The organism is Massilia sp. UYP32, assembly GCF_050434365.1.
In the GTDB taxonomy this organism is placed as follows: Bacteria; Pseudomonadota; Gammaproteobacteria; order Burkholderiales; family Burkholderiaceae_D; genus Telluria; species Telluria timonae.
The window spans coordinates 29,481-51,489 of record NZ_JBNDIK010000017.1 but is presented as its reverse complement, the minus strand read 5'-3'; the positions used below and the strand labels follow the sequence as shown (position 1 = coordinate 51,489).

At 63.1% G+C, this 22,009-nt stretch carries 20 protein-coding genes and 1 tRNA gene; 8 read left to right on the top strand and 13 right to left on the bottom strand.

What is annotated here, in order from left to right; all coding sequences use genetic code 11:
• The first annotated feature begins 107 nt into the window (after nucleotides 1–107).
• The 4 genes from ABIB42_RS14835 (at nucleotide 108) to ABIB42_RS14820 (ending at nucleotide 4,954) form a co-directional block, all read left to right on the top strand.
• The gene (locus ABIB42_RS14835; protein ID WP_429248577.1) at nucleotides 108–1,256 is read left to right on the top strand and encodes an HAF repeat-containing protein; all 1,149 of its coding nucleotides are present in this window, start codon (nucleotides 108–110) and stop codon (nucleotides 1,254–1,256) included.
• A gap of 32 nt (nucleotides 1,257–1,288) precedes the next feature.
• Entirely contained in the window at nucleotides 1,289–2,455 is a 1,167-nt protein-coding gene (locus ABIB42_RS14830; protein WP_429248576.1) for an HAF repeat-containing protein, read from the top strand.
• Between the two features lie 61 nt (nucleotides 2,456–2,516).
• Nucleotides 2,517–3,674: an HAF repeat-containing protein gene (locus ABIB42_RS14825; protein ID WP_184237051.1), complete on the top strand. Its 1,158-nt coding sequence runs from the start codon at nucleotides 2,517–2,519 to the stop codon at nucleotides 3,672–3,674.
• Nucleotides 3,675–3,784: 110 nt separating this feature from the next.
• The gene (locus tag ABIB42_RS14820) at nucleotides 3,785–4,954 is read left to right on the top strand and encodes an HAF repeat-containing protein (protein WP_184237047.1); all 1,170 of its coding nucleotides are present in this window, start codon (nucleotides 3,785–3,787) and stop codon (nucleotides 4,952–4,954) included.
• 19 nt (nucleotides 4,955–4,973) lie between these two features.
• Here the strand turns inward: ABIB42_RS14820 and ABIB42_RS14815 are convergent, their stop codons facing one another.
• Complete coding sequence (locus ABIB42_RS14815) at nucleotides 4,974–5,285, bottom strand: hypothetical protein (protein WP_184237044.1); 312 nt, start codon at nucleotides 5,283–5,285, stop codon at nucleotides 4,974–4,976.
• Nucleotides 5,286–5,464: 179 nt separating this feature from the next.
• Here ABIB42_RS14815 and ABIB42_RS14810 point away from each other — a divergent pair, with 179 nt between their 5' ends.
• Entirely contained in the window at nucleotides 5,465–5,752 is a 288-nt protein-coding gene (locus tag ABIB42_RS14810) for a hypothetical protein (protein WP_184237041.1), read from the top strand.
• A 5-nt stretch (nucleotides 5,753–5,757) separates the two neighbouring features.
• Here the strand turns inward: ABIB42_RS14810 and ABIB42_RS14805 are convergent, their stop codons facing one another.
• From ABIB42_RS14805 to ABIB42_RS14785, 5 genes are all read right to left on the bottom strand, one after another.
• A complete protein-coding gene (locus ABIB42_RS14805) occupies nucleotides 5,758–6,360 on the bottom strand; it encodes a hypothetical protein (protein WP_184237039.1) in 603 nt (200 codons plus the stop codon).
• 67 nt (nucleotides 6,361–6,427) lie between these two features.
• Complete coding sequence (locus ABIB42_RS14800; protein ID WP_219861243.1) at nucleotides 6,428–7,423, bottom strand: alpha/beta fold hydrolase; 996 nt, start codon at nucleotides 7,421–7,423, stop codon at nucleotides 6,428–6,430.
• Nucleotides 7,424–7,807: 384 nt separating this feature from the next.
• On the bottom strand, nucleotides 7,808–9,841 hold the full coding sequence (locus ABIB42_RS14795; RefSeq protein WP_429248575.1) for an acyltransferase family protein: 2,034 nt from the start codon (nucleotides 9,839–9,841) through the stop codon (nucleotides 7,808–7,810).
• Nucleotides 9,842–10,005: 164 nt separating this feature from the next.
• Nucleotides 10,006–10,464: a hypothetical protein gene (locus tag ABIB42_RS14790; RefSeq protein WP_157225449.1), complete on the bottom strand. Its 459-nt coding sequence runs from the start codon at nucleotides 10,462–10,464 to the stop codon at nucleotides 10,006–10,008.
• 12 nt (nucleotides 10,465–10,476) lie between these two features.
• Nucleotides 10,477–11,013 (bottom strand): lysozyme, encoded by a 537-nt coding sequence (locus ABIB42_RS14785; protein WP_429248574.1) that lies wholly within the window; start codon nucleotides 11,011–11,013, stop codon nucleotides 10,477–10,479.
• 125 nt (nucleotides 11,014–11,138) lie between these two features.
• Here ABIB42_RS14785 and ABIB42_RS14780 point away from each other — a divergent pair, with 125 nt between their 5' ends.
• The gene (locus tag ABIB42_RS14780; protein ID WP_005665418.1) at nucleotides 11,139–11,630 is read left to right on the top strand and encodes an Hcp family type VI secretion system effector; all 492 of its coding nucleotides are present in this window, start codon (nucleotides 11,139–11,141) and stop codon (nucleotides 11,628–11,630) included.
• A 248-nt stretch (nucleotides 11,631–11,878) separates the two neighbouring features.
• On the opposite strand, the gene ABIB42_RS14775 is transcribed toward ABIB42_RS14780, so the two are convergent.
• From ABIB42_RS14775 to ybiB, 7 genes are all read right to left on the bottom strand, one after another.
• Nucleotides 11,879–11,957, bottom strand: a tRNA-Ile gene (locus tag ABIB42_RS14775).
• Between the two features lie 116 nt (nucleotides 11,958–12,073).
• Nucleotides 12,074–14,308, bottom strand: a complete 2,235-nt coding sequence (gene rpoD / locus ABIB42_RS14770; RefSeq protein WP_429248573.1) for an RNA polymerase sigma factor RpoD — start codon at nucleotides 14,306–14,308, stop codon at nucleotides 12,074–12,076.
• Between the two features lie 256 nt (nucleotides 14,309–14,564).
• On the bottom strand, nucleotides 14,565–16,361 hold the full coding sequence (dnaG, locus tag ABIB42_RS14765; RefSeq protein ID WP_005665414.1) for a DNA primase: 1,797 nt from the start codon (nucleotides 16,359–16,361) through the stop codon (nucleotides 14,565–14,567).
• A gap of 114 nt (nucleotides 16,362–16,475) precedes the next feature.
• Nucleotides 16,476–16,925 carry a GatB/YqeY domain-containing protein gene (locus ABIB42_RS14760; RefSeq protein ID WP_005665412.1) on the bottom strand — a complete coding sequence of 150 codons (450 nt, stop codon included), beginning with the start codon at nucleotides 16,923–16,925 and terminating at the stop codon, nucleotides 16,476–16,478.
• A gap of 173 nt (nucleotides 16,926–17,098) precedes the next feature.
• Complete coding sequence (rpsU, locus tag ABIB42_RS14755) at nucleotides 17,099–17,311, bottom strand: 30S ribosomal protein S21 (RefSeq protein WP_005665410.1); 213 nt, start codon at nucleotides 17,309–17,311, stop codon at nucleotides 17,099–17,101.
• A 108-nt stretch (nucleotides 17,312–17,419) separates the two neighbouring features.
• A complete protein-coding gene (locus ABIB42_RS14750) occupies nucleotides 17,420–18,637 on the bottom strand; it encodes an NAD(P)/FAD-dependent oxidoreductase (RefSeq protein WP_005665406.1) in 1,218 nt (405 codons plus the stop codon).
• A 78-nt stretch (nucleotides 18,638–18,715) separates the two neighbouring features.
• Nucleotides 18,716–19,702, bottom strand: coding sequence for a DNA-binding protein YbiB (gene ybiB, locus ABIB42_RS14745; RefSeq protein WP_040775214.1), 987 nt, complete (start codon nucleotides 19,700–19,702; stop codon nucleotides 18,716–18,718).
• Nucleotides 19,703–19,840: 138 nt separating this feature from the next.
• On the opposite strand from ybiB, the gene ABIB42_RS14740 reads away from it, so the two are divergent.
• Both ABIB42_RS14740 and tsaD read left to right on the top strand, forming a co-directional pair.
• Nucleotides 19,841–20,902 carry a 3-deoxy-7-phosphoheptulonate synthase gene (locus ABIB42_RS14740; protein ID WP_312164935.1) on the top strand — a complete coding sequence of 354 codons (1,062 nt, stop codon included), beginning with the start codon at nucleotides 19,841–19,843 and terminating at the stop codon, nucleotides 20,900–20,902.
• Nucleotides 20,903–20,960: 58 nt separating this feature from the next.
• Nucleotides 20,961–22,001 (top strand): tRNA (adenosine(37)-N6)-threonylcarbamoyltransferase complex transferase subunit TsaD, encoded by a 1,041-nt coding sequence (gene tsaD / locus ABIB42_RS14735; RefSeq protein WP_005665403.1) that lies wholly within the window; start codon nucleotides 20,961–20,963, stop codon nucleotides 21,999–22,001.
• Nucleotides 22,002–22,009: the final 8 nt, after the last annotated feature.

Genomic DNA, 22,009 nt, shown 5'->3' with positions numbered 1-22,009 from the left:
GCCTGCCCGGCTTGTGCGGCGCCAAATCCAGCGCACGGCGACGGCGCACCTTGAATCGACGGGCCCGCCAGTTCGACGCAAGCCCTTGTTTATCAAGGAGAATTATCATGTGGCACACGCCTTACCGCATTGCCCTGTTCCTGCTGTCCTTCGCCGTGGCCGGCGCCGCCTGCGCCTACCCCGAGTACCGGGTGACGATCGTCGGTCCGCCCGGCAGCAGCGCCGCCGACATCAACCAGGCCGGCGCCGTGGCAGGCAGCTACCCGGTCGGCGGAACGAACCATGGCTTCATCAACCGCGGCAAGGGCCTGGTCAAGCTCGGCGCGCTGGGCAGCGCCAGCGGCGCGGTGGCCGTCAACGACAAGGGCGAGGTGCTCGGCAACTGGGTCGGCGCCGACGGCCGCTTGCGCGGCTTTATCTATTCCTGCGGCGCGCAGCGCGACATCGGCGTGATCGGCGCCGGCTCGATCTACAGCGACATCAACAACGCGGGCTTCACCATCGCCACCAGCTACGCAGACAGCGACCCGAGCGGCTACCTGCGCGCGCCGAACGGTCGCTTGACGGCCATCGGCCACCTGCCGGTCGAGCACCCGATCACCCAGGTCTACGCGCTCAACAACCGCAACCAGGTCGCCGGCAAGTCGGGGCCGCTGGAATTCCCGGAGCAGCCCTACCGCGCCATCATCTGGACCAGGGGCACGCTGCGCGACCTGGGCGACTTCGGCGTGACGCCCAACAGCGCCAATGCCATCAACGACCGCGGCCAGGCCACGGGCTTCGCCTCGGTCACGACCGGCGGCCCGCACGACCGCGTGGCCTATTTGTACAGTAACGGCCGGCTGCTCAATATCGACGGCGCCAACGTTCCCGGACAGACCTACAGCGAAGGAACGGGCATCAATAACCACGGCCACATCGTCGGCAACCACCAGCAACTGCAAGGCTTCGTCTGGCGCGGCAAGCGGATGCAGAGCCTGAACGCGCTGGTCGATCCGAAGCTGGGCTGGAACATCGGCGCGCCCGAAGCCATCAACGACGCCGGCCAGATCGCCGCCACCGCCGTCCGCGCGGGCGTGCAATATGCGATCCGGCTCGACCTGATCCGGCCGCACGGCCTGGCGGCGCCGGCGCCGGACGCCGACCAGGCGGCCGAACTGGCCGCCGTCGCGCCGCCGCCAGCGCAGGCGGCGGCGCTGGCGCGGGCCGAGGCCGAAGCGCAGGCGCGCGAACGCGTGCAACCGGTCGCGCAGTAAGGCCGCCACTCTCATCCATCGAGGAGATCGTCATGTACCTGCATCATCGCGTGTCGCTGGTCCTGCTGTCGTTCACCGTGGCCGGCGCTGCCAGCGCCTATCCCGAGTACCGGGTGACGGTGGTCGGCCCTGCCAATAGCTGGGTCTACGGCATCAACAACGCCGGCGTGGTGGTCGGCGACTATTCCGCAGGCGGCGACCGACGACGCGCCTTCCTCAACCGCGGCAAGGGCCTGGTCGACCTGGGCGCCCTGACGGGCGTGTGGAGTTCGGCCAGCGGCATCAACGACCGGGGCGAGGTGGTCGGCAACTGGCGCAGCGCCGACGGGCGCCAGCGCGGCTTCATCTACGCCTGCGGCAAGGCGCGCGACATCGGCACGATTCCCGGCAAGGTCACCGGCTACAGCGACATCAACGACGCCGGCTACATCACCGCCTCGGGCCGCAATCCGGCCACCGGTGAAACGCTCGGCTACCTGCGCGCACCGAACGGCGCCTTCACCCACCTGGGCGCGATTGCCTGGGACGGCAACGGCGCGCCGGAAACCGTTCCCGCCGCGCTCAACAACCGCAACCAGATCACCGGCCGGTCCGGGCGCTTCAATTCCCCGGAGCCGGGATACCGCGCCTTCGTCTGGAAGAACGGCGCGATCCGCGACCTGGGCGACCTGGGTTCGACGCCCAACACCGGACACGCGATTAACGACCGCGGCCAGATCACCGGCGAGGCATACCTGCCCGCCGGGCCGCGCGACAGTTCCGCTTTCCTGTACAGCCACGGACGGATGATCATGCTCGATACCCGCCCGGCCACCGAGTACAAGTTCAGCAGCGGCAACAGTATCAACAACCGCAGCCACGTGGTCGGCACCAGCAACCATCTGTCGGGTTTCATCTGGCGCGGCAAGCGCATGGAGAGCCTCAACGCGCTGATCGATCCGGCATCGGGCTGGGACATCAGCAACCCGGTCGCCATCAACGACGCCGGCCAGATCGCGGCCGTCGCCAGCCGCAACGGCGTGCGCTACGCGGTGCGCCTGGACCTGATCCGCCCACACACCAACCCGGCGCCGGCGCTGGAGCCCGAGGCCCGGGCCGAGCTGCTGGCCTTCCCTGCATCGCCGGCACTGGAGGCGGCGCTGGCCAAGGCCGAGGCGCAGGCCCAGGCACGCGAGGTGGCGCGGCCGGTGGCGCAGTGAGTCTTGCAGCAAGCCTCGCAGTAGACCTCGCAGTAGACCTGATCAATCCAAGGAGATCGTCATGTACTTGCGTCATCGCCTGTGCCTGGTCCTGATGTGGTTCACGCTGGCCGGCGCCGCCGGCGCCTACCCGGAGTACCGGGTCACGGTGGTGGGCCCCGCCAACAGCTCGGTCGCCGGCATCAACCAGGCCGGCGTGGTGGCCGGCACCTACCAGCCTGCCCCCGGCGTGACCCGCGCCTTCCTCAACCGCGGCAAGGGCCTGGTCGACCTGGGCGCCCTGAAGGGCAGCCAGAGCAGCGCCACCGGCATCAACGACAAGGGCGAGGTGCTCGGCAACTGGCTCGGCGCAGACGGCCTGTCGCGCGGCTTCATCTACTCCTGCGGCAAGGCGCGCGACATCGGCGCCATTCGCGGCAGGATCACCAGCCACACCGCCATCAACAACGCCGGCCACGTCACCCTGTTCGGCATCGATCCGGACACCAACGAGACACGCGGCTACCTGCGCGCGCCGAACGGCGCCCTCACCAGCCTCGGCGCGCTGCCGGGCATCCCCTCGGTGAACAATCCGTTCGCGCTCAACAACCGCAACCAGGTCACCGGGCAGTCCGGCCAATATAACGTTCCAGAGGATGTTTTCGGCGCCTATGTCTGGAGCAAGGGCGTTATCCGTGACCTCGGCAACCTGGGCACGGTGCCCAACCGCGGCAATGCGATCAACGACCGGGGCCAGATCACGGGCGAGGCGACGCTGGCGACGGGCTTTCGTGACCAGGTGGCCTTCTTGTACAGCAACGGCCGCATGGTCAGCCTCGACGACCGCCCCGTCACCGAGGACATCTACAGTGGCGGCGCCGGCATCAACCTCCGCGGCCACGTGGTCGGTTTCAGCAACCACCTGTCCGGTTTCATCTGGCGCGGCAAGCGGATGGAAAGCCTGAACGCGCTGGTCGATCCCAGGCTGGGCTGGAACATCGCGAACCCGCGCGCCATCAACGACGCTGGCCAGATCGCGGCCACGGCCTACCGCAACGGGGTGCAGTATGCGGTGCGCCTGGACCTGATCCGTCCCCACCCCGACGCGGCGCCGGCGCCGGAGGCGGATGCGACGGCCGGGATGGCATCGCTGTCGCAGTCGCCGGCCCTGGAGGCGGCGCTGGCCAAGGCCGAAGCCCAGGCCCAGGCGCGCGAGGTGGCGCGGCCGGTCGCGCAGTGATGAAGCGGTTGGCGCGCGCAAGGCGCCGGAGTGCGCCAACCGGTGACGACGCGGGTCCCATGCGGCCTGCGCCACTCCGGCGCGCTTTCCAACAACCCAAGGAGATCGTCATGCATTTTCGTCATCGCCTGTCCCTGGTCCTGATGTCGTTCACCCTGGCCGGCGCGGCCTGGGCCTATCCCGAGTACAAGGTCACGGTGGTGGGGCCAGCCAACAGCACGGCCGCCGACATCAACAATGCCGGCGTGGTGGTCGGCTATTATCCTTATTCCCCGACGGCCAATCACGCCTTCCTCAATCGCGGCAAGGGCCTGGTCGACCTGGGCACGCTGAAAGGCACGGCCAGCGTCGCCGTCGCCATCAACGACAAGGGCCAGGTGCTGGGCCAATGGACCACCAGCGGCGGCCAGCAGCGCGGCTTCATCTACGACTGCGCCAGATTGCGCGATATCGGCGTCATCGGCGGCAGGTTCACCACCTGGCGCGACATCAACAACGCCGGCTACATCACCGCCTTCGCGTCCGATACGCCCTTCAATGAAGGCATCAGCAGCTTCCTGCGCGCGCCGAACGGCGCGCTGACGGATATCGGCGACCTGCCCAACGACTTCCCGGGCCCGCCCCCGATCACCTTCTCCGCTTCGCTCAACAACAAGAACCAGATCGCCGGCGAATCCGGGCCGCTGACCTTCCCCGACCAGCCGCTGCGTTCCTTCATCTGGACCAAGGGCAAGATGCGCGACCTCGGCGACTTTGGCTTCACGCCCAACGGCGCGCTGTCCATCAACGACCGCGGCCAGGCCACCGGCTATGCCGGGGTGCCGACCTTCTTCCGCAACCGGGTCGCCTTCCTGTACAGCCGCGGGCGCCTGATCGACATCGACGGCCGTCCGCCCACCGTGGAGCGCTCGAGCGAAGGCACCGGCATCAACAACCGCGGCCACATCGTCGGCGGCAGCGATCACCTGTCCGGCTTCATCTGGCGCGGCAAGAAGATGCAGAGCCTGAACGCGCTGATCAATCCAGCCTCGGGCTGGGACATCCGCGATCCCCGCGCCATCAACGATGCGGGACAGATCGCGGCCAATGCCTATCGCAACGGGATACGGTACGCGGTGCGGCTCGACCTGATCAAGCCGCACGTGGACGCCGTGCCGCCGGCCGAGCATGACGAGGAGCCGTCGGTGGAGACGCCGCCTTCGCCGCAGGCCGCGGCGAAGCGGGCGCAGGAAGAGGCTGAAGGGATCGCGAAAGAGGTGGTGAAACCCGTGGCCCAGTAAGGCGGCAAGGACGCGCGCGCTACCGGAGCGCGCGCTCCCTGGTCGCATACCGGCTCGGCGACGACACCAGTCGCGGCTTCGTCAACCGGGGCAAGGGCGTGGTGGTGCTGGGGCCGCTGCGCGGCGTGCCCAGCAATGCCGCCGCCATCAACGACAGGGGCGAAGTGCTCGGCAACTGGATCGCGCCGACGGCCTGTGGCAAGGTTATGTCTATGCCTGCGGCAAGCAGCGCAACATCGGCCTCATCTACGCCAGCACCTTCTACCGGGACATCAACAACGCCGGCCACATTATCGCGAATGCCGCCACGACGGATCGCCCCGGCCTGCATGGCATCCTGCGCGCACCGAACGGCAGTTTCCGGGACCTGGGCAGCGTGGCCGCCTGGTCAACATCGACCCCACTCCCGCCACCGGGCTGCGGTATAGCGAAGGCAAGGGCGTCAACAACCACGGTCATATCGTCGGCGACAGCAGCGAGCTGGGCGGCTTCATCTGGCGTGGCAAAAGAATGCAGAGCCTGGGGACGCTGATCGATCCCAGGCTGGGGTGGACCTTCATCAATCCCGTGGCGATCAACGACGCCGGGCAGATCGCAACCAGCGCCGTGCGCAATGGCGTGCAATACGCCGTGCGGCTGGACTTGATCCGCCCCTACCCGAGCGCCGCGCCGGCGCCGGACGCCGATGAGGCGGCCGAGATGGCGGCCCTGGCGGCGCCACCGGCGCAAGAGGCGGCGCAAGCCAGGGCCGAAGCCGCAGCGCAGGCGCGCGAGGTGGCGCTGCCGGTGCGGCAATAAGGGGCTTATGCCGCGTCGGCGCGATCCGTCCTGGCGGCCTGGACCCGCTTGAGCGCGCTCTCCGGATCCAGTCCCGCCATGATCAGGTTGATGATTTCCTGCTTGTCTTCCTGCCCGATCCACTCGCAGTCCTTGCGGTGCGAGCAGAAATAGGCATACCAGGAGACATCGGCCGGGCGCTCCTTGCGCGGCTTCAGGCGGGCCGGCACGGCGGCGCGCTGCGCGCTGGCGAACGCCGGCAGTTGCGCGTCGGCGCCCGACCAGTCGAATGCGGCGGCGGCGCGCCGGTCGGCTTCCCAATCGCCATCGTATCCCTTGGACGGCAGCATGCTTTCCTGGTCGACCGCGAGACTCGACAGCCTGGGCCAGGCATGGGCGGCGCAAAAGGCGTCGACAAAGCGCAGCTTCATGCCGATGCCGATCGGGACCGCCCGGCCGAGCACCGCATCTTTCGGATGCAGCGAGCGCGCCAGCGTCAGCAAATCCTTGAAGCCGATCGGCGCGCCCTGCCCCGATCTCGCGTGGTGCGCCAGCGCTTCGTAGACGCGCACGCCGACCTCGATGTCGTTGACGGTGATTTGCTGCTCTGCTCTGGCGTTGCCGGTCATGCGCCTTCTCGGGACGGGTGGTCGATGGGCATCATTATGCATGAGTGCGACCTCGACCTCTCTCGGCTCAGCGCTTGACCGTGCGCCCAAGGAAGTCGCGCATCAGGCGTGCGATCTGCTCGCCGTCCTCTTCCAGCGCGAAATGACCGGTGTCGAGCAGGTGCAGCTCGGCCTTGGGCAGGTCGCGCAGATAGGGGGTGGCGCCTTCCGCCGGAAAGATCTTGTCGTTCTTGCCCCAGACGATCAGCATCGGCGGCTGGTGCTTGCGGAAATACGCCTGCCAGCCCGGATACAACGGCGGATTCGTGCCGTAGCTGTAGAACATCTCGAGCTGGATCGCCTTGTTGCCGGGGCGGTCCATATAGGCCTGGTCGAGCACGGCGGAATCGGGACTGACGTGGCCGGCAGGGTCACGGTAGCCTTCGGCATACTGCCAGCGCGTGGCGTCGAATTCGAACAGGGGCCGCAGCTTGGCCGCGTTGGCTTCGCTCTTGTCCTTCCAGTAGGCCTTGGCCGGCGCCCAGAACGGATTGTCCAGCCCCTCGTCATAGGCGTTGCCGTTCTGGACCACGATGGCGCTGATGCGCTCCGGATGGCTGGCGGCGAGGCGATAGCCGATCGGCGCGCCATAATCCATCACGTACATGGCGTAGCGGGTCAGGCCAAGCTTGGTGGTGAACTTGTCGATCGTCGCGGCCAGGTTGTCGAAGCTGTAGGTGTAGCGCTCCATCGGCGGCTGGTCGCTCTGGCCGTAGCCGGGATAGTCGGGCGCGATCACGCGGTAGCGGTCGGCCAGCTTCGGGATCAGCTCGCGGAACATGTGCGACGAGGTCGGGAAGCCATGCAGCAGCAGGATGGCCGGGGCGTTCTTCGGGCCGGCTTCGCGATAGAAAACCTTGACGCCGTCGACGTCGACCTTGTGATAGCTGACGGTGGCCGCGGCCCGTGACGCCGGCGCTGCCGGGGCCGGCGCGGCGCCGTGGACTGGCTGGATCAGCGCGGCAAACAGCGTCGCGCAGGCGGTGAGCGCAAGGCCCACGCGATGGAGGCGAAGAGCAGTCATGATCATCCTCTTTCAGGTTCATTGTCGTGAATAGAACGGCACTGCTGGCGTTACCCGTGACAGGTGACGCCAGCAGTGTCGCGCGGCCGGGCTGGGAGGAGAATCGGCGCTGGACGCAATTCAGTGTTACGTCTCGAGCAATGGCGTCGCATGGCGCATGCGGTCGTGGCGTGCCGGCGTGTTTCGTTGTGACGTCTCGCGCCTTCGCAGTCTCGACGCGATCCTGGGAAAATGACGTGTACGGAGCCGTGTCAAAAGCTGTTTCTCATCGCATTCACGCACTTGCCCGCGCCGCGCGGATGCTGGCGGTGAGGCGCAGAGCTCAGGCTGCGTTCCGGCACGGATGTCGATGCCGCCGTCCACGCGCAGATCGGTCCTTCTCAGCTAGGGAGCCGTCGACACGCGAAGGTCGGTTTGCCCGGCAAGGCGCGGGCTAATCGTTTGCGTCAGATATTGCGCGGCGGAGCGGCTGTATGAAGGCCGCATATGCATGGTGTCGGTGTACGCCGGCGCGCCGTCCGCGCCGAGGACAGGGCACATATTGTCCTTGCACAGGGATGTACTGGGGTCGATCAGCTCCGCGCCGACGGATCGTGCGATCTCGATGATGTGGTTTCGCGATGCCGCATTATCTGCAATGAATCGATCGAGCTTGAGCGGTTCAATGCGCGGCAGTGGCTTGATGCTGTCGAACCGCGACCCGGTGATCATGTTCCGAGGGTCGAACGATGGCCCCGTTGGCGGCTGCTGCAACAGGAATACCTGTTTGCCCAGTGCCTTCAGTTCCTGCAGGCTGCGCGCGAGCGTGCGGTAAGCTTCTTCTTTCGCAAGCTGGTCGGGAAACTCCAGCAGCTTGACGCCATCATCAAACGCCAGGCTCCCGCCATGAGGGTCCTGGAAATAGCCGGACCAGGCGGCGCCCACGACGACCGCTTCGACTTCCGGACGCTTGGCAAACGCGTAGCCGTCTTCCACCGTCGCCAGACAGCGGATGTATCTGTATTTCGGCAAAGGGATGACATGAGGAATCGGCAGGCAACTTCCGTGTGTGGCGAAAACAGCCGAACGAAACCGTCCAGGCTGGTCCGAAACGGCATGTCCAATGAACGGACCATAATGCTCCATGACCGAATCGCCGAGAAAAACGGTCACGCCAGGCGCGCGGCCATCCACCTTCTGGAACAAGGAATTCCCATAGCGAAGGGGACTGAGTCTGGCGCCCGGGAAATCGCTGTCATTGAGCGCATTGAGGTAGATTTCCGCGCCTGGCGCGTGAAGACGTTCCCGAATGAAGCCCGCGTGGATGAGCACACCTGCGAGCACCATCACGGCCATGCCGGTGGCAAGCGTGCGTACCGTCCGGCCGCGCACACTTGCTCTACGTATTGGCAATTCAAGGAAGCGGTAGGTAAGGATGGCAAGCACGAAAGCCGCAGCAACCAAACCGGCGCGAACGAGAAAACCGGGCTTTTCGCCATTGACGATCAAGCCATACGACAGCAAGGGCCAGTGCCAGAGGTAGAGGGGATAACTGATCAGGCCTGTTGCGACGACAAGACGCGTGCTCAACAGCTTACGGTTGATGACTGTGTCAGGACCAGCCATGATCAGCAGGAATGCTCCACCAACCGGGAGCAGCGCCCACCAGCCCGGGAAAGCGTCTTGCGTGCCGATGAAGGCAAAGCCCGCGACCAGCAACAGCGCACCGGCGATCGAGGCCAACTGCGCCCAGCGGCCGGACCAGTCGCGGAAACGCAGGTGCAGATAGGCTCCTATGCCACCTGTCATCAATTCCCAGAAGCGTGTCGCCGGAGAGTAAAAAGCGGCCGTTGCGTCGCTCGCCGTGAGCGCCAGGTTGGCCATGAAGGAGCCGGCAAACACGGTGCACAGCAGGACCAGGACTCCGGTCCTGTACTTGACCATCAACCAGAGCATCAAGGGCCACAGCAGATAGAACTGCTCCTCGATCCCGAGCGACCACAGATGCAGCAAGGGCTTGGTCAATCCTGCGTTGTCGAAGTAGCCGGCCTCGCTCCAGAGCAATAAATTGGAGACGAACAACCCACCCGCGCTGACATGTCGTGCGACCTGCTTGAACTCATCGGGTAACAGGACGATCCAGCCGAAGCCGACTGTGGCGACAAGGACGAGTAGCAGTGCCGGAAAAATACGCCTGACACGGCGCGCGTAGAATTCGAGGATGCTGAAGCGATCCTGTTCCAGTGCAGACAGGATGATCGAGGTAATGAGGTAGCCGGAGATGACGAAAAAGATGTCTACCCCGATGAAACCGCCGGGCAGATAGTTTGGCCAGCCGTGATACAGCACTACTGCAATGACTGCTACCGCGCGCAAGCCGTCGATATCGGGACGGTAGTCGGTGAGTTTCTGATGACGGGATGCCGCTGCAGTGTTCACGTCCCCTCCGCTCGTTCAAATTGACAGGCAAGCAAGCCATGTTGATGCTTACACATCTGAACGTGAGCGGGAATCGATTTGAACGGGCTTTAATGACAATCAAAGTGCTCGCTACTGTGGCAATTTCTCAGAGCACATTAATTGGACTCAACACAGCCCGCTGCTTACTTGTTTACTCGGACGGCATCAAAGAACCAGCCCTTCCAAAATATAACCAGCCTGTTCCGATTCAAGATAAAAACCGTAGTGCAACTTATTTCAACAGCCGTGACCGGATTGGGTAGCTTGAGTCCTTCGACGTTCGAATTCCATCCTTTACGCAAATACAAGGTCGGCTCAACTTTCTGCGCTTCAAATTCCGTATCTCCGCAATCTTGGTCACCGAACGCGACTTTATCTTTCCTTATCGTAAAAATATGACCGACTAGTTGCGCTGCTTCGCGTTCATCAAGTGATGTGATGTCAGCGCTATCAATCGGCTTGGTAAATCGCCATTGCCCCGTTACGATACGTTCTATCGAATCTGATGCGTTGACTGAAGGCGACGCCACAAGAGTGAGCGCCAAGAAAAATTGCAGGAAAATGGCGCCGCGTATCAAGGCTATAAGTCCAGGGACTGACATTTGTAATTCTCCTCATTTGCTAGTGGCAGCAGCTTTTTCAGCTCGGAATGGTGCGCTCTCTTCGGCACGCCTCTTGATTAACCCAGGAGCTATCACCAGCTTCTTTTTTCCTTTCTCGACTACAGTAACCTTGATCATTAACGACATATTGTTGGCAGCACCGGCAAAATCTCCTCGATTCACAAATCTAAAAGTTTCTCTGGATCCGTTCGCGCCCGCGTTATAAGCCAGACTGCAAAGCGCATCGAACTGAGCTTGATTAGGTGCAACAGTGATATTGCGGTGAATGATTGCCTCCGTCTCCGCAATCTTTCGCTCAAATTCTTGGTCAACCATCTTGACTGATACCTTCTTGCCCAACTCTTCTTTTGTGCAAACACCTCTGTGAGCGAGGATACCTACGCCCCAAGTGCAATGCCCCTTGTTTTTCCCCATATCGTTGTAATACCGATATATGGCCTTTTCGGTCGCCCGAAGACGGGCACGTCCATCCGGCGACATTTTCATTGTGGCATTGGGTCGTGGAGACTTGGGATTGTTGCTACTCATATCTAGCTCCATAATCGAAAGAAATGCTCAACTTATCATTATGGAAATCAGAGTCATTGATGTCTCACAAGCAGGCTCTGCATTAGTTAAGGCAGCATAGTCAGCTCAACAATACTGGAGGAATCATGGCAATTGACGTCTATTTGCAAATCGATGGGATCAAAGGCGAGTCGCAGGACGACAAGCATAGAGACTGGATTGAATGTACATCGGTGAATTGGGGACTCATTCAACCCCGTAGCGCAACCGCATCGACCGGCGGGGGCCATACGGCAGAAAGAGTCGAGCTCGAAGAGGTTACGTTCAGCAAAATGGCGGACTTGTCATCGCCAATTCTTATGCAGACCTGCGCGATGGGCAAGACCATTCCAAAAGCAAAGTTCGAATTCATGCGCGCCGACGGCAACGGAAACCCAATCAAGTATTTCGAAATAGACCTGGAAAATATCCTGATCGGCGCAATTTCACCCGGCATCGAGGCAGGCGCGATTTTACAAGAGCATGTGAGCCTGAAATTCTCCAAAGTGAAATGGAAATACACGCAACAGAAAATCGGCGGTGGCGGTGGCGGCTCGACGGTTGGTGGATGGGATTTAGCCGCCAATAAGGTTGCGTGAGCGAATAAATTCAGGAATCCCCGAAACACCGGGGATTTGTCGTTTTTGCAATTGGTCGTGCCAGAAAAGCAGTATGAGTGACAAAGCGCGGCTGGATATCTTGCGGCCCCGTCAAAGAGCGCCAAGGCAAGCCGGGCCCTGCGCTGGCATGCGCTCCAGCCCTTACCGGCAACGATTCTCGCGTGTGCCAAGAGTTGCACAGCGCAAAGTAAAAAGGGTTACGCAATTGCGTAACCCTTCAACTTTGTTGGTAGGCCTCCCGTGAGTCGAACACGGCACCAACGGATTATGAGTCCGCTGCTCTAACCAAGCATGAGCTAGAGGCCCAGAAACTGGTACGGTGGAAAGTGAACTCGCCACCTGCTCACCGGCTGGACACCAGATGAGCGAAGTGGCGAGAGCATATTGCCTTTACTGCCAGTACGTCAAGCCTTCACGACCAATCAGCTGCTGCCCTCGAGGAAGCTCTTCAGCTTGTCCGAGCGCGATGGGTGACGCAGCTTGCGCAGCGCCTTCGCCTCGATCTGGCGAATCCGCTCGCGGGTCACGTCGAACTGCTTGCCCACTTCTTCCAGCGTGTGGTCGGTCGACATCTCGATGCCGAAGCGCATGCGCAGCACCTTGGCTTCGCGTGGCGTCAGCGAGTCGAGCACGTCCTTCACCACGCCGCGCATCGAGGCGTGCAGGGCCGCATCCGACGGCGCCAGGGTGTTGTTGTCCTCGATAAAATCGCCCAGATGCGAATCGTCGTCGTCACCGATCGGCGTTTCCATGGAGATTGGCTCTTTCGCAATCTTCATGATCTTGCGAATCTTATCTTCCGGCATTTCCATCTTGATCGCGAGGGTCGCCGGATCCGGTTCGGCGCCGGTCTCTTGCAGGATCTGGCGCGAGATCCGGTTCATCTTGTTGATCGTTTCGATCATGTGCACCGGAATACGGATCGTGCGCGCCTGGTCCGCGATCGAGCGGGTAATCGCCTGGCGAATCCACCACGTTGCGTACGTCGAGAATTTATAGCCGCGACGGTATTCGAACTTGTCCACCGCCTTCATCAGGCCGATATTGCCTTCCTGGATCAGGTCGAGGAATTGCAGGCCGCGGTTGGTGTACTTCTTGGCGATCGAAATCACCAGACGCAAGTTCGCCTCGGTCATTTCGCGCTTGGCCTTGCGGGCCTTCATTTCACCAGCCGCCATTTGACGGTTGATGTTGCGCAGGTCTGGCAATGGCAGCACGACGCGCGCCTGCAGGTCGATCAGGCGTTGCTGCAGTTCCTTGATCGTCGGGATATTACGGCCCAGGATGGCGCTATAGGCGTGGCCGGCGTCCACTTCGCCGTCGACCCATTCCAGGTTCGTCTCGTTGCCCGGGAAGACCTTGATGAAGTGGGCGCGCGGCATGCCGCAGCGGTTCACCGCGACGTCGAGGATCTGCTTCTCGATGTGGCGCACTTCGTCGACCTGGCCGCGCAAGGTGTCGCACAGCTTCTCGACCACCTTGGCCGTGAAGCGGATGCCCAGCAGCTCGTTGGAGATCGCTTCTTGCGCCTTGACGTAGGCTTTCGAGTTGTAGCCGTCCTTCTCGAAGGCCTTGCGCATCTTGTCGAATTGCTGGCCGATCTCGTCGAACTTGCCGAGGGCGGCGGCTTTCAGGGCCTCGAGCTGCTCGGCCGAGTAGCCCGCGGCGGCGCCGGTGCCGGTCGAGGCTTCTTCTTCCTCTTCCTCTTCTTCGGCGTCCTCTTCGTCTTCTTCATCCTCATCGGAATCGGTCGAGGCTGGGGCGACCGCGCTCGGCGACGTCTCTTCGCCTTCCTCGGGGTCGACCATGCCGTCGACGATCTCGTCGATCTTGATTTCGTCGCGCTCGATCTTGTTGGCGGCGTCGATGATCTCGGCAATGGTCACCGGGCAGGCGGAGATCGCCTGGATCATGTCCTTCAGGCCATCCTCGATGCGTTTCGCGATCTCGATCTCGCCTTCGCGCGTGAGCAGCTCGACCGAGCCCATCTCGCGCATATACATGCGGACCGGGTCGGTGGTACGGCCGAAGTCGGAGTCGACCGTCGACAGCGCGGCCTCGGCGGCAGCCTCGGCTTCGTCGTCGCTCGTGACGTTCGGAACGTTATCGGACAGCAGCAGCGTCTCGGCATCGGGCGCGTGCTCGTACACAGCGATGCCCATGTCGTTGAAGGTACCGATGATGCCTTCGATCGCTTCCGGATCGACGATGTTCTCGGGCAGGTGGTCGTTGATCTCGGAATACGTGAGGAAGCCGCGCTCCTTGCCCGACTTGATCAGGGCCTTGAGCTTGTTGCGGCGCAGCTCGAGCTCTTCCTCGCTGGCTTCGGTATCGGACGAGAACGCATCTTTCAGCAGCGCTTTTTCTTTGGCCTTGCGGTCCTTGGCCTTGGCCTTGTCCGCCGCCTTCAGCTCGGCGCGCTCGACCGCGTTCAGTGCGGCGATCTCGTCGTTCTCGGGGGTGAATTCCTTCGGCTTGCGGCCACGCCGTCCCGGCACCTTGACGGAAGGCAGGACGTAGCCCGACGTGTCGATCGCGGCCAGGGTAGCCGCATCGGTCGTCTGGCTGACAGGCGCTGGGTTCGCCGTACGAACCTCGGCCTTGTCTTGCGAATTGTCCGCCTTGGCGGCAGACGCTCTCGTGGTTTTCGCAGCCACGTTGGTTTCGGGTTTCTTGGTTGGCACAGGCGCTTTCGATGTCACAACGACTAACTTTACGATGGTTAAAAATAAAGTTTTGTTACCTTACATCATCCTGCAGGCACAAATCCATGGGCCTCGCTAACTGAAACACCACGCGTCCGATTGAACCGAAAATCGTTTCAACAGTTGCAATAGTTAGCGTTTTATTATAGCACGCACCCCACCTTTTTCCAGTTGCGAGCGCCTGGGAGTCCAGGGCGGAGCCAGGTGATCATCGGGGTGCCATCTCGGCAGCAGCCTCGCGGGCCAGAAGGTCCTGCTGAGCAACAATCTCGCGGTAGCGAGCACTCACCTGATCTGGGGTCAATCCAGAAGAAAACAACTGGTTAAGCTCCTGTTTTAACGAATCCATCTTGATCTGTCGCACAGAACTTAACAGAACAATGCGGTCTCCATCGACCTCATTTTCCGGCTCCGCCGCGATTTCGGCGATCATCGCGTCGTATTCATTCGTCACTTCCCTGAGCTGCTGGGACAGGGCCGCGAAGGTGCCGTGTTCGCCCAGCGCCTGCGCGGTCTCGACCAGGTGGCGCAGGCGATCGGAACTTTCTTCTCCAAAATAATCGAAGGCCTGCAGCGCCTGCTCGTCGAGCAGCAGGGCCAGGTGCGGGTGCGCGACCAGGATGCGCAGCATCTTGAGCTCGAGTCCCACCGGCTCCGGCCGCCCCTGGCGCGGCGGCGCGCGGCGCGCGGTCGCCACCGGCTTGGACAACTCGAACAGGCTTTCGATCTCCGCCGGCGTCGATTGGGTCATGCTGGCCAGGCCGCGCACGATCTGCAGGCGCAGGCTCGACGGCGTCATCGCCTGCAGCAGCGGCTTGGCCTCGAACTGGGCGTGGGCGCGCCCTTCCGGCGTGTCGAGGTCATGTTCCTGCGTCACTTCGCGCAGCAGGAATTGCGACAGCGGCATCGCGTCGGCAATTTCTTGCTCGAATGCTTCGGCCCCGCGCTCGCGCACGAAGCTGTCCGGATCGTGCTCCTGTGGCAAGAACAGGAACTTGATCGTCTTGTCGTCGCTCACCTGCGGCAGGCAGGCCTCGAGGGCGCGGCGCGCGGCGCGGCGGCCGGCCTTGTCGCCGTCGAAGCTGAAGATCACGTCGTCGGTCTGGCGCAGCAGTTTTTGCACGTGGGTCGTGGTGCAGGCGGTGCCGAGGGTGGCGACCGCTTGCGGAAAGCCCAACTGGGCCAGCGCAACGACGTCCATATAGCCTTCGGTCACCAGCACGTAGCCGGCGTCGCGGATCGCCTGGCGCGCCTCGAACAGGCCGTACAGTTCCAGGCCTTTCTGGAACAGCGGCGTTTCGGGCGAGTTCAGGTATTTCGGTTCGCCGCCGTCGAGCACCCGGCCGCCGAAGCCGATCACCTGGCCCTTGGTATTGCGGATCGGGAACATCACGCGCTCGCGGAAGCGGTCGTAGCGGCGCTGGTGATTGCCCTGCTCGTCGACCTTGTCGATCACCAGACCGGATTCGACCAGCACGTGGGCGTCGTAGTCGGGGAAGATCGCGCGCAGGCTGTCCCAGCCGGACGGCGCGTAGCCCATGCCGAAGCGAGCGGCCACTTCGCCCGTCAGCCCCCGGTTCTTGAGATAGGCGATGGCATTTGGCGCATCCCGCAACTGGGCGCGGTAAAAATTGCAGGCCTGGGTCAGCGCATCGGTCATGGCCAGCGTCTGCGCCTGCTGGGCGGCGCGCTGGGCCGGCGGGATACGGTCGTCGGCGTCGGGCACGATCATGCCGACGTTCTGGGCCAGGTCCTTGACGGCGTCGACGAAGCCCATGCCGGAATACTCGATCAGGAAGCCGATCGCGGTGCCATGGGCGCCGCAGCCGAAGCAGTGATAGAACTGCTTGGTCGGGCTGACCGTGAAGCTGGGGGATTTTTCGTTATGGAATGGGCACAGGCCCATGAAGTTGGCCCCGCCCTTTTTCAGCTGGACGTAGCGGCCGACGATGTCGACGATGTCGACACGGTTGAGCAAATCGGTAATGAAAGTTTGCGGAATCACTTGGCGTTACACAGTGTTTGTCTAGAGTCAGACTATACCGCAGCGCTTGCTGCAAGTTGATATGCAACAAGATGATGTCCCCGCACGGTAGCGCGCGGGAACAGCATGTGGCAATCAAGCGCCGGCGAGGGCCTTCTTGACCAGGCCTGATACGACGGTCATGTCGGCACGGCCCGCCAGCTTCGGCTTGAGCACGCCCATCAGCTTGCCCATGTCTTGCGGACCGCTGGCGCCAGTGGCGGCCACGGCGGCGGCGACTTCGGCGGCGATTTCTTCGTCAGACAGGCCGGCAGGCATATAGGTCGACAGGATGGCCATCTCGGCCTTCTCGACGTCGGCCAGGTCGGCGCGGCCGCCGGCTTCGAACTGGGTGATCGAATCCTTGCGCTGCTTGATCATCTTTTCGATCACGGCCAGCACCTGGGTGTCGTCCAGCTGGGTCTGCTCGTCGAGTTCCTTGCGCTTGACTTCGGCGATGATCAGGCGCACGGCGGCCAGGCGGCCGCTTTCCTTGGCGCGCATCGCGGCTTTCATATCTTCGGTCAGTTGTTCTTTCAAGCTCATGGAATCTCCGTATTCGGTGGTGTGACTGGATGTGCGACGCCACTGACGAGACCGGCTATGGCGTGGCACAAACGACAAAACCCGCTGCGGCGAAACCGAAGCGGGTTTGCGGACATCAGCGACTCGCCGGGACAGACATGGCCGTCACCGGGTCTTGGCCGGCTGAGCTGTAATTAGTACAGTTTCTTCGGCAGTTGCTGGCTGCGGATGCGCTTGTAGTGGCGCTTCACGGCAGCTGCCAGCTTGCGCTTGCGCTCTGCGGTTGGCTTTTCGTAGAACTCGCGTGCGCGCAGTTCCGTCAGCAGACCAGTTTTTTCGATGGTGCGTTTGAAGCGACGCATTGCGACTTCGAACGGCTCGTTTTCTTTAAGGCGGATAGTGGTCATGTAAAAATCAAACCGTTGGATTTAGATAAGAACGAAATTCTAGCACCGTTTTTCGATCAATGGAAGCGTTTATCACGCCGTCAACTGCGGTGTGCCGCAATTGACACATCAGCCATTGGCAATGGCCAAGCCTGCCGCGACGCCCGATGCCCAGGCCCACTGGAAGTTGTAGCCGCCCAGCCAGCCGGTGACGTCGACCGTTTCGCCGATGAAGTACAAACCCGGCACCTTATTGGCCATCATGGTTTGCTGCGACAATTCCCGGGTATCGACGCCGCCCAGGGTCACCTCGGCCTTGCGATACCCTTCCGAGCCGGTCGGCACGATGGACCAGCGATTGATCGCGTCACCCAGCTTGCGCAATTTCGCGTCGGCCATGTCGGGCAAGCGCGCGGCTGGGTCGAAGCCATTTGCTGTCAGCAAGCCGTCGGCCAGGCGCGCCGGCAGCCATTGGGCCAGCACATTGCCCAGCTGCTTTTTCTCGGTCTTCTTCAGGCCGATCAGGGTCTCCGCCACGTCCATCTCGGGCAGCAGGTCGAGCACGATCGGCGTGCCCGGCTGCCAGTAGCTGGAAATCTGCAGGATCGCCGGGCCGGACAGGCCGCGGTGCGTGAACAGCAAATCTTCGCGAAAATGGCCGCGCAGCGAGCCCTTCCCTTTCGCGCTGCCCGTGCTCACCTCGACCTCGAGCGCGATGCCGGCCAGCGGCACGAAGGGCTCCCAGCTGGGACCGTCGAAGGTCAGCGGCACCAGGCCGGGACGGGTTTCCACCAGTTTCAGGTCGAACTGTTTTGCGATGCGGTAGCCCAGGTCGGTCGCGCCGATCTTCGGGATCGACAGGCCGCCGGTGGCCACCACCACGCTATCGACCAGCAGTTCGCCGCCATCGGTGTCGATGGAAAAACCGCTCTCCAGTTTTTGCACGCCGGCCACCTTGCATGGCATACGCCATTCGACGCCGCCCAGTTCGCACTCGGCGCGCAGCATGGCGATGATCTGCTCGGCCGAATCGTTGCAGAACAATTGACCCTTGTGCTTTTCGTGGTGGGCGATGCGGTATTTCTTCACCAGCGCCAGGAAGTCCTGGGCCGTGTAGCGCGACAGCGCGCTCTTGCAGAAGTGCGGATTCTGCGACAGGTAGTTTTGCGGGGCGGCATTGATATTGGTGAAATTGCAGCGACCGCCGCCCGAGATGCGGATTTTCTCGGCGAGTTTGACGGCATGGTCGATCAGCACCACGCGCTTGCCGTTCTGGGCCGCCACGGCCGCGCACATCATCCCGGCCGCGCCCGCGCCGATCACCGCCACATCGTATTGTTTTGCCATGCCTGCTGCTTCCTGCCTTGCGTCGAACCCGCCATTGTAATGCCAGCGGCGGGTCCCGGTCAGCACTCACGTAAGCAACTAAGCCAGCGGCTGGCTGCGCGCGCGGATCTTGCGCGACACTTCCACGCAATACGCCACCTGGGTCGCGATCGAGGCCGGCACCGGCACCTCGCCGCGCAGCGCGGCGCCGATCCAGGCCGCGGTGGTGGCCGCGTCACGGCCATCGGGCACCTCGGACAATGCGTCGGTCGGCGCATCGCGCTCGACCAGCAGCGCGCGCTGGCCGGCATGGAACCAGTCGATGCGCTGGGCGCGATGCGGATGGGCCACGGTCTCGCCCTCGGTGCCGCGCATCAGGAAGGCGTCGCCCTGGCTTTCACTGTCCACGCCCTCGAAGAAGCCGCCCAGGGTTTCCAGGTATTCGGGATGGGTGTACGACACCAGGCGCAGCGCCGGGCCGTCGAAGGGCTGCAGGATCTTGACCAGGGTGTGGGTCGAGTTGCGCACGCCCAGCACCCGCCGCAGCGACAGCATCTGGGCCAGCCGCGGGGCCAGGTGCTCGATCGGCATGAAGGCCGGACGCAGGTGGGCGAACTCGTTCTGCACCTCGGCGGCGGTGGTTGCTTCAAGCAGCCCCAATTCACGCAGGATCTCGGCGGTGGCCACGCGCCCCGGGTCGGTGCGCACGCCGTGCACCAGGGTCGGCACGCCCTCGCGCGCCAGCAGCAGGGCCAGCAGCGGCGTCAGGTTGGCCAGCTTGCGCGCGCCGTTATAGGTCGGGATCAGGACCGGGGCGAACTCGCCGCGCGGCGTGGGCAGCGGCGCGAACGAGGCTGCGGCGGCGTCCATGAAGCCGGCCAGCTCGTCCACGGACTCGCCCTTGATGCGCATGGCGAGCAGGATGGCGCCCAGTTCCAAGTCCGAGACCCGGCCTTCCAGCATGGCGGCGTAGAGCGCGCGCGCATCCTCGCGCGTCATGCTGCGCGCGCCTTTGACGCCGCGGCCGATTTCCTTGATGAAGGGGGCCGCGACAAAGCGTTCGATGTCATTCGTGTCGGTAGTCATGGCAAAAGGATACACGGGAACGGGACTGGCCTGCAGCACAGGGCGGCACCGGGGCATGGATTTTGCGATATCGCTTATGCACGTGCAGCAATTTCCGTCTACACTGGTCGATCCACCTGAAGAATTTTAGATAGCACCATGACCAGCACGCCACAAATCGAAAATACCAACGTCAGCTCGTTCACCCGGATGCCCACGCCGGTCGAACTGCATGCAGCCCTGCCGCTGAGCGAGCGCGCCTATGCGACCGTCATGGGAGGCCGCGAGACGCTGCGCAATATCCTCGACCGCAAGGACAAGCGCCTGTTCGTCGTGGTCGGCCCCTGCTCGATCCACGACCCCGAAGCCGGCCTCGACTATGCGCGCCGCCTGAAAGCGCTGCAGGACGAAGTCAGCGACACCATGGTGCTGGTGATGCGCGTGTATTTCGAGAAGCCGCGCACCACCACCGGCTGGAAGGGCTATATCAACGATCCCTTCATGGACGACTCGTTCCGCGTCGACGTCGGCATGGAACGCGCGCGCCGCTTCCTGCTCGACGTGTGCGAGCTGGGCTTGCCGACCGCGACCGAGGCGCTGGACCCGATTTCTCCGCAATACCTGGGCGACCTGATCGCCTGGACCGCGATCGGCGCGCGCACCACCGAATCGCAGACCCACCGCGAGATGTCGTCCGGCCTGTCCACGCCGGTGGGCTTCAAGAACGGCACCGACGGCGACGTCAGCATCGCGATCAATGCGGTGCTGTCCTCGGCCAATCCGCACGCCTTCCTGGGCATCAATGGTCAAGGCTCGGTATCGGTCGTGCGCACCAGCGGCAATGCCTACGGCCACGTCGTGCTGCGCGGCGGCGGCGGGCGGCCGAACTACGATTCGGTGTCGGTGGCGATTGCCGAGCAGGCACTGACCAAGGCCAAGTTGCCGGCCAACCTGGTGGTCGACTGCTCGCATGCGAACAGCTACAAGAAGCCGGAACTGCAACCGCTCGTCATGTCCGACGTGATCCAGCAGATTCGCCATGGCAATCAATCGCTGGTGGGCGTGATGATCGAGTCGAATATCGTCAGCGGCAGCCAGGCGATTCCCGCCGACCTGTCGCAGCTGACCTATGGCTGCTCGGTGACCGATGGCTGCATCGGCTGGGAAGAGACCGAGGCCATGTTGCGACAGGCGCACAAGGAGTTATTGCAGCGTCCGTGAATTCGAACGAACCGTACGGTAAAATCGACGGTTCTGCCTAATTCACACTGCTCCTCCCATGATCGTTCTCGGCGTCGAATCCTCCTGCGATGAAACCGGCTTTGCTCTGTATGACACCGAGCGCGGCCTGCTGTCCCACGCCCTGCACTCGCAGGTCGCCATGCACGAGGAGTATGGCGGCGTGGTGCCCGAACTCGCTTCGCGCGACCATATCCGGCGCGCCATTCCGCTATTGGACGAAGTCCTGAAGCGCGCCGACCTGCCGGCATCGAACATCGACGCCATCGCCTATACGCAAGGCCCGGGCCTGGCCGGCGCGCTGCTGGTCGGCTCCTCGGTCGCCTGCAGCCTGGCGCTGGCGCTCGATAAACCCGTGCTCGGCGTGCACCACCTCGAAGGCCACCTGCTGTCGCCGCTGCTGGCGTCGGAGCGCCCGGAATTTCCCTTCCTCGCGCTGCTGGTTTCGGGCGGGCATACCCAGCTGATGCGGGTCGACGGCGTCGGCAGCTATACGCTGCTGGGCGAGACCCTGGACGACGCGGCCGGCGAAGCCTTCGACAAATCGGCCAAGCTGCTGGGCCTGGGCTACCCGGGCGGGCCGGCAATTTCGCGCCTGGCGGAGTTCGGCGATCCGACCGCCTATACCCTGCCGCGCCCCATGCTCCACAGCAAGGATTTCAACTTCAGCTTCTCGGGCCTGAAGACCGCCGTGCTCACCGTGGTCAAGAACCACGAAGAAAAAGTCGTCGCCAATATCTGCGAGCAGGACAAAGCGAACATCGCGCGCGGCTTCGTCGATGCGATCGTCGACGTGCTCACCGCGAAATGCGTGAATGCGATGAAGCATACGGGCCTGAAGCGCCTCGTGATCGCGGGTGGCGTCGGCGCCAACAAGCAATTGCGCGAATCGCTCAACGCGGCCGCCGCCAGGCGCAAGTTCAAGGTGTATTACCCGGAGCTGGAATTCTGCACCGATAACGGCGCCATGATCGCCTTTGCCGGCGCCATGCGCCTCGAGCGCAACCCGGCGCTGGCCCAGCGCGATTACGCCTTCACGGTGCGCCCGCGCTGGCCGCTGGACGAGCTGGAAGCTGCATGAATAGCAAG

Coding starts and splice junctions, on each gene's coding strand:
- ybiB (WP_040775214.1), bottom strand. CDS start 19,702: ATGACTACCGACACGAATGACATCGAACGCTTTGTCGCGGCCCCCTTC.
- ABIB42_RS14750 (WP_005665406.1), bottom strand. CDS start 18,637: ATGGCAAAACAATACGATGTGGCGGTGATCGGCGCGGGCGCGGCCGGG.
- ABIB42_RS14785 (WP_429248574.1), bottom strand. CDS start 11,013: ATGAGTAGCAACAATCCCAAGTCTCCACGACCCAATGCCACAATGAAA.
- ABIB42_RS14835 (WP_429248577.1), top strand. CDS start 108: ATGTGGCACACGCCTTACCGCATTGCCCTGTTCCTGCTGTCCTTCGCC.
- ABIB42_RS14740 (WP_312164935.1), top strand. CDS start 19,841: ATGACCAGCACGCCACAAATCGAAAATACCAACGTCAGCTCGTTCACC.
- ABIB42_RS14825 (WP_184237051.1), top strand. CDS start 2,517: ATGTACTTGCGTCATCGCCTGTGCCTGGTCCTGATGTGGTTCACGCTG.
- ABIB42_RS14810 (WP_184237041.1), top strand. CDS start 5,465: ATGCAGAGCCTGGGGACGCTGATCGATCCCAGGCTGGGGTGGACCTTC.
- ABIB42_RS14820 (WP_184237047.1), top strand. CDS start 3,785: ATGCATTTTCGTCATCGCCTGTCCCTGGTCCTGATGTCGTTCACCCTG.
- ABIB42_RS14780 (WP_005665418.1), top strand. CDS start 11,139: ATGGCAATTGACGTCTATTTGCAAATCGATGGGATCAAAGGCGAGTCG.
- tsaD (WP_005665403.1), top strand. CDS start 20,961: ATGATCGTTCTCGGCGTCGAATCCTCCTGCGATGAAACCGGCTTTGCT.
- ABIB42_RS14800 (WP_219861243.1), bottom strand. CDS start 7,423: ATGACTGCTCTTCGCCTCCATCGCGTGGGCCTTGCGCTCACCGCCTGC.
- ABIB42_RS14815 (WP_184237044.1), bottom strand. CDS start 5,285: ATGCAGGCCGGGGCGATCCGTCGTGGCGGCATTCGCGATAATGTGGCC.
- ABIB42_RS14760 (WP_005665412.1), bottom strand. CDS start 16,925: ATGAGCTTGAAAGAACAACTGACCGAAGATATGAAAGCCGCGATGCGC.
- ABIB42_RS14830 (WP_429248576.1), top strand. CDS start 1,289: ATGTACCTGCATCATCGCGTGTCGCTGGTCCTGCTGTCGTTCACCGTG.
- ABIB42_RS14805 (WP_184237039.1), bottom strand. CDS start 6,360: ATGACCGGCAACGCCAGAGCAGAGCAGCAAATCACCGTCAACGACATC.
- rpsU (WP_005665410.1), bottom strand. CDS start 17,311: ATGACCACTATCCGCCTTAAAGAAAACGAGCCGTTCGAAGTCGCAATG.
- ABIB42_RS14790 (WP_157225449.1), bottom strand. CDS start 10,464: ATGTCAGTCCCTGGACTTATAGCCTTGATACGCGGCGCCATTTTCCTG.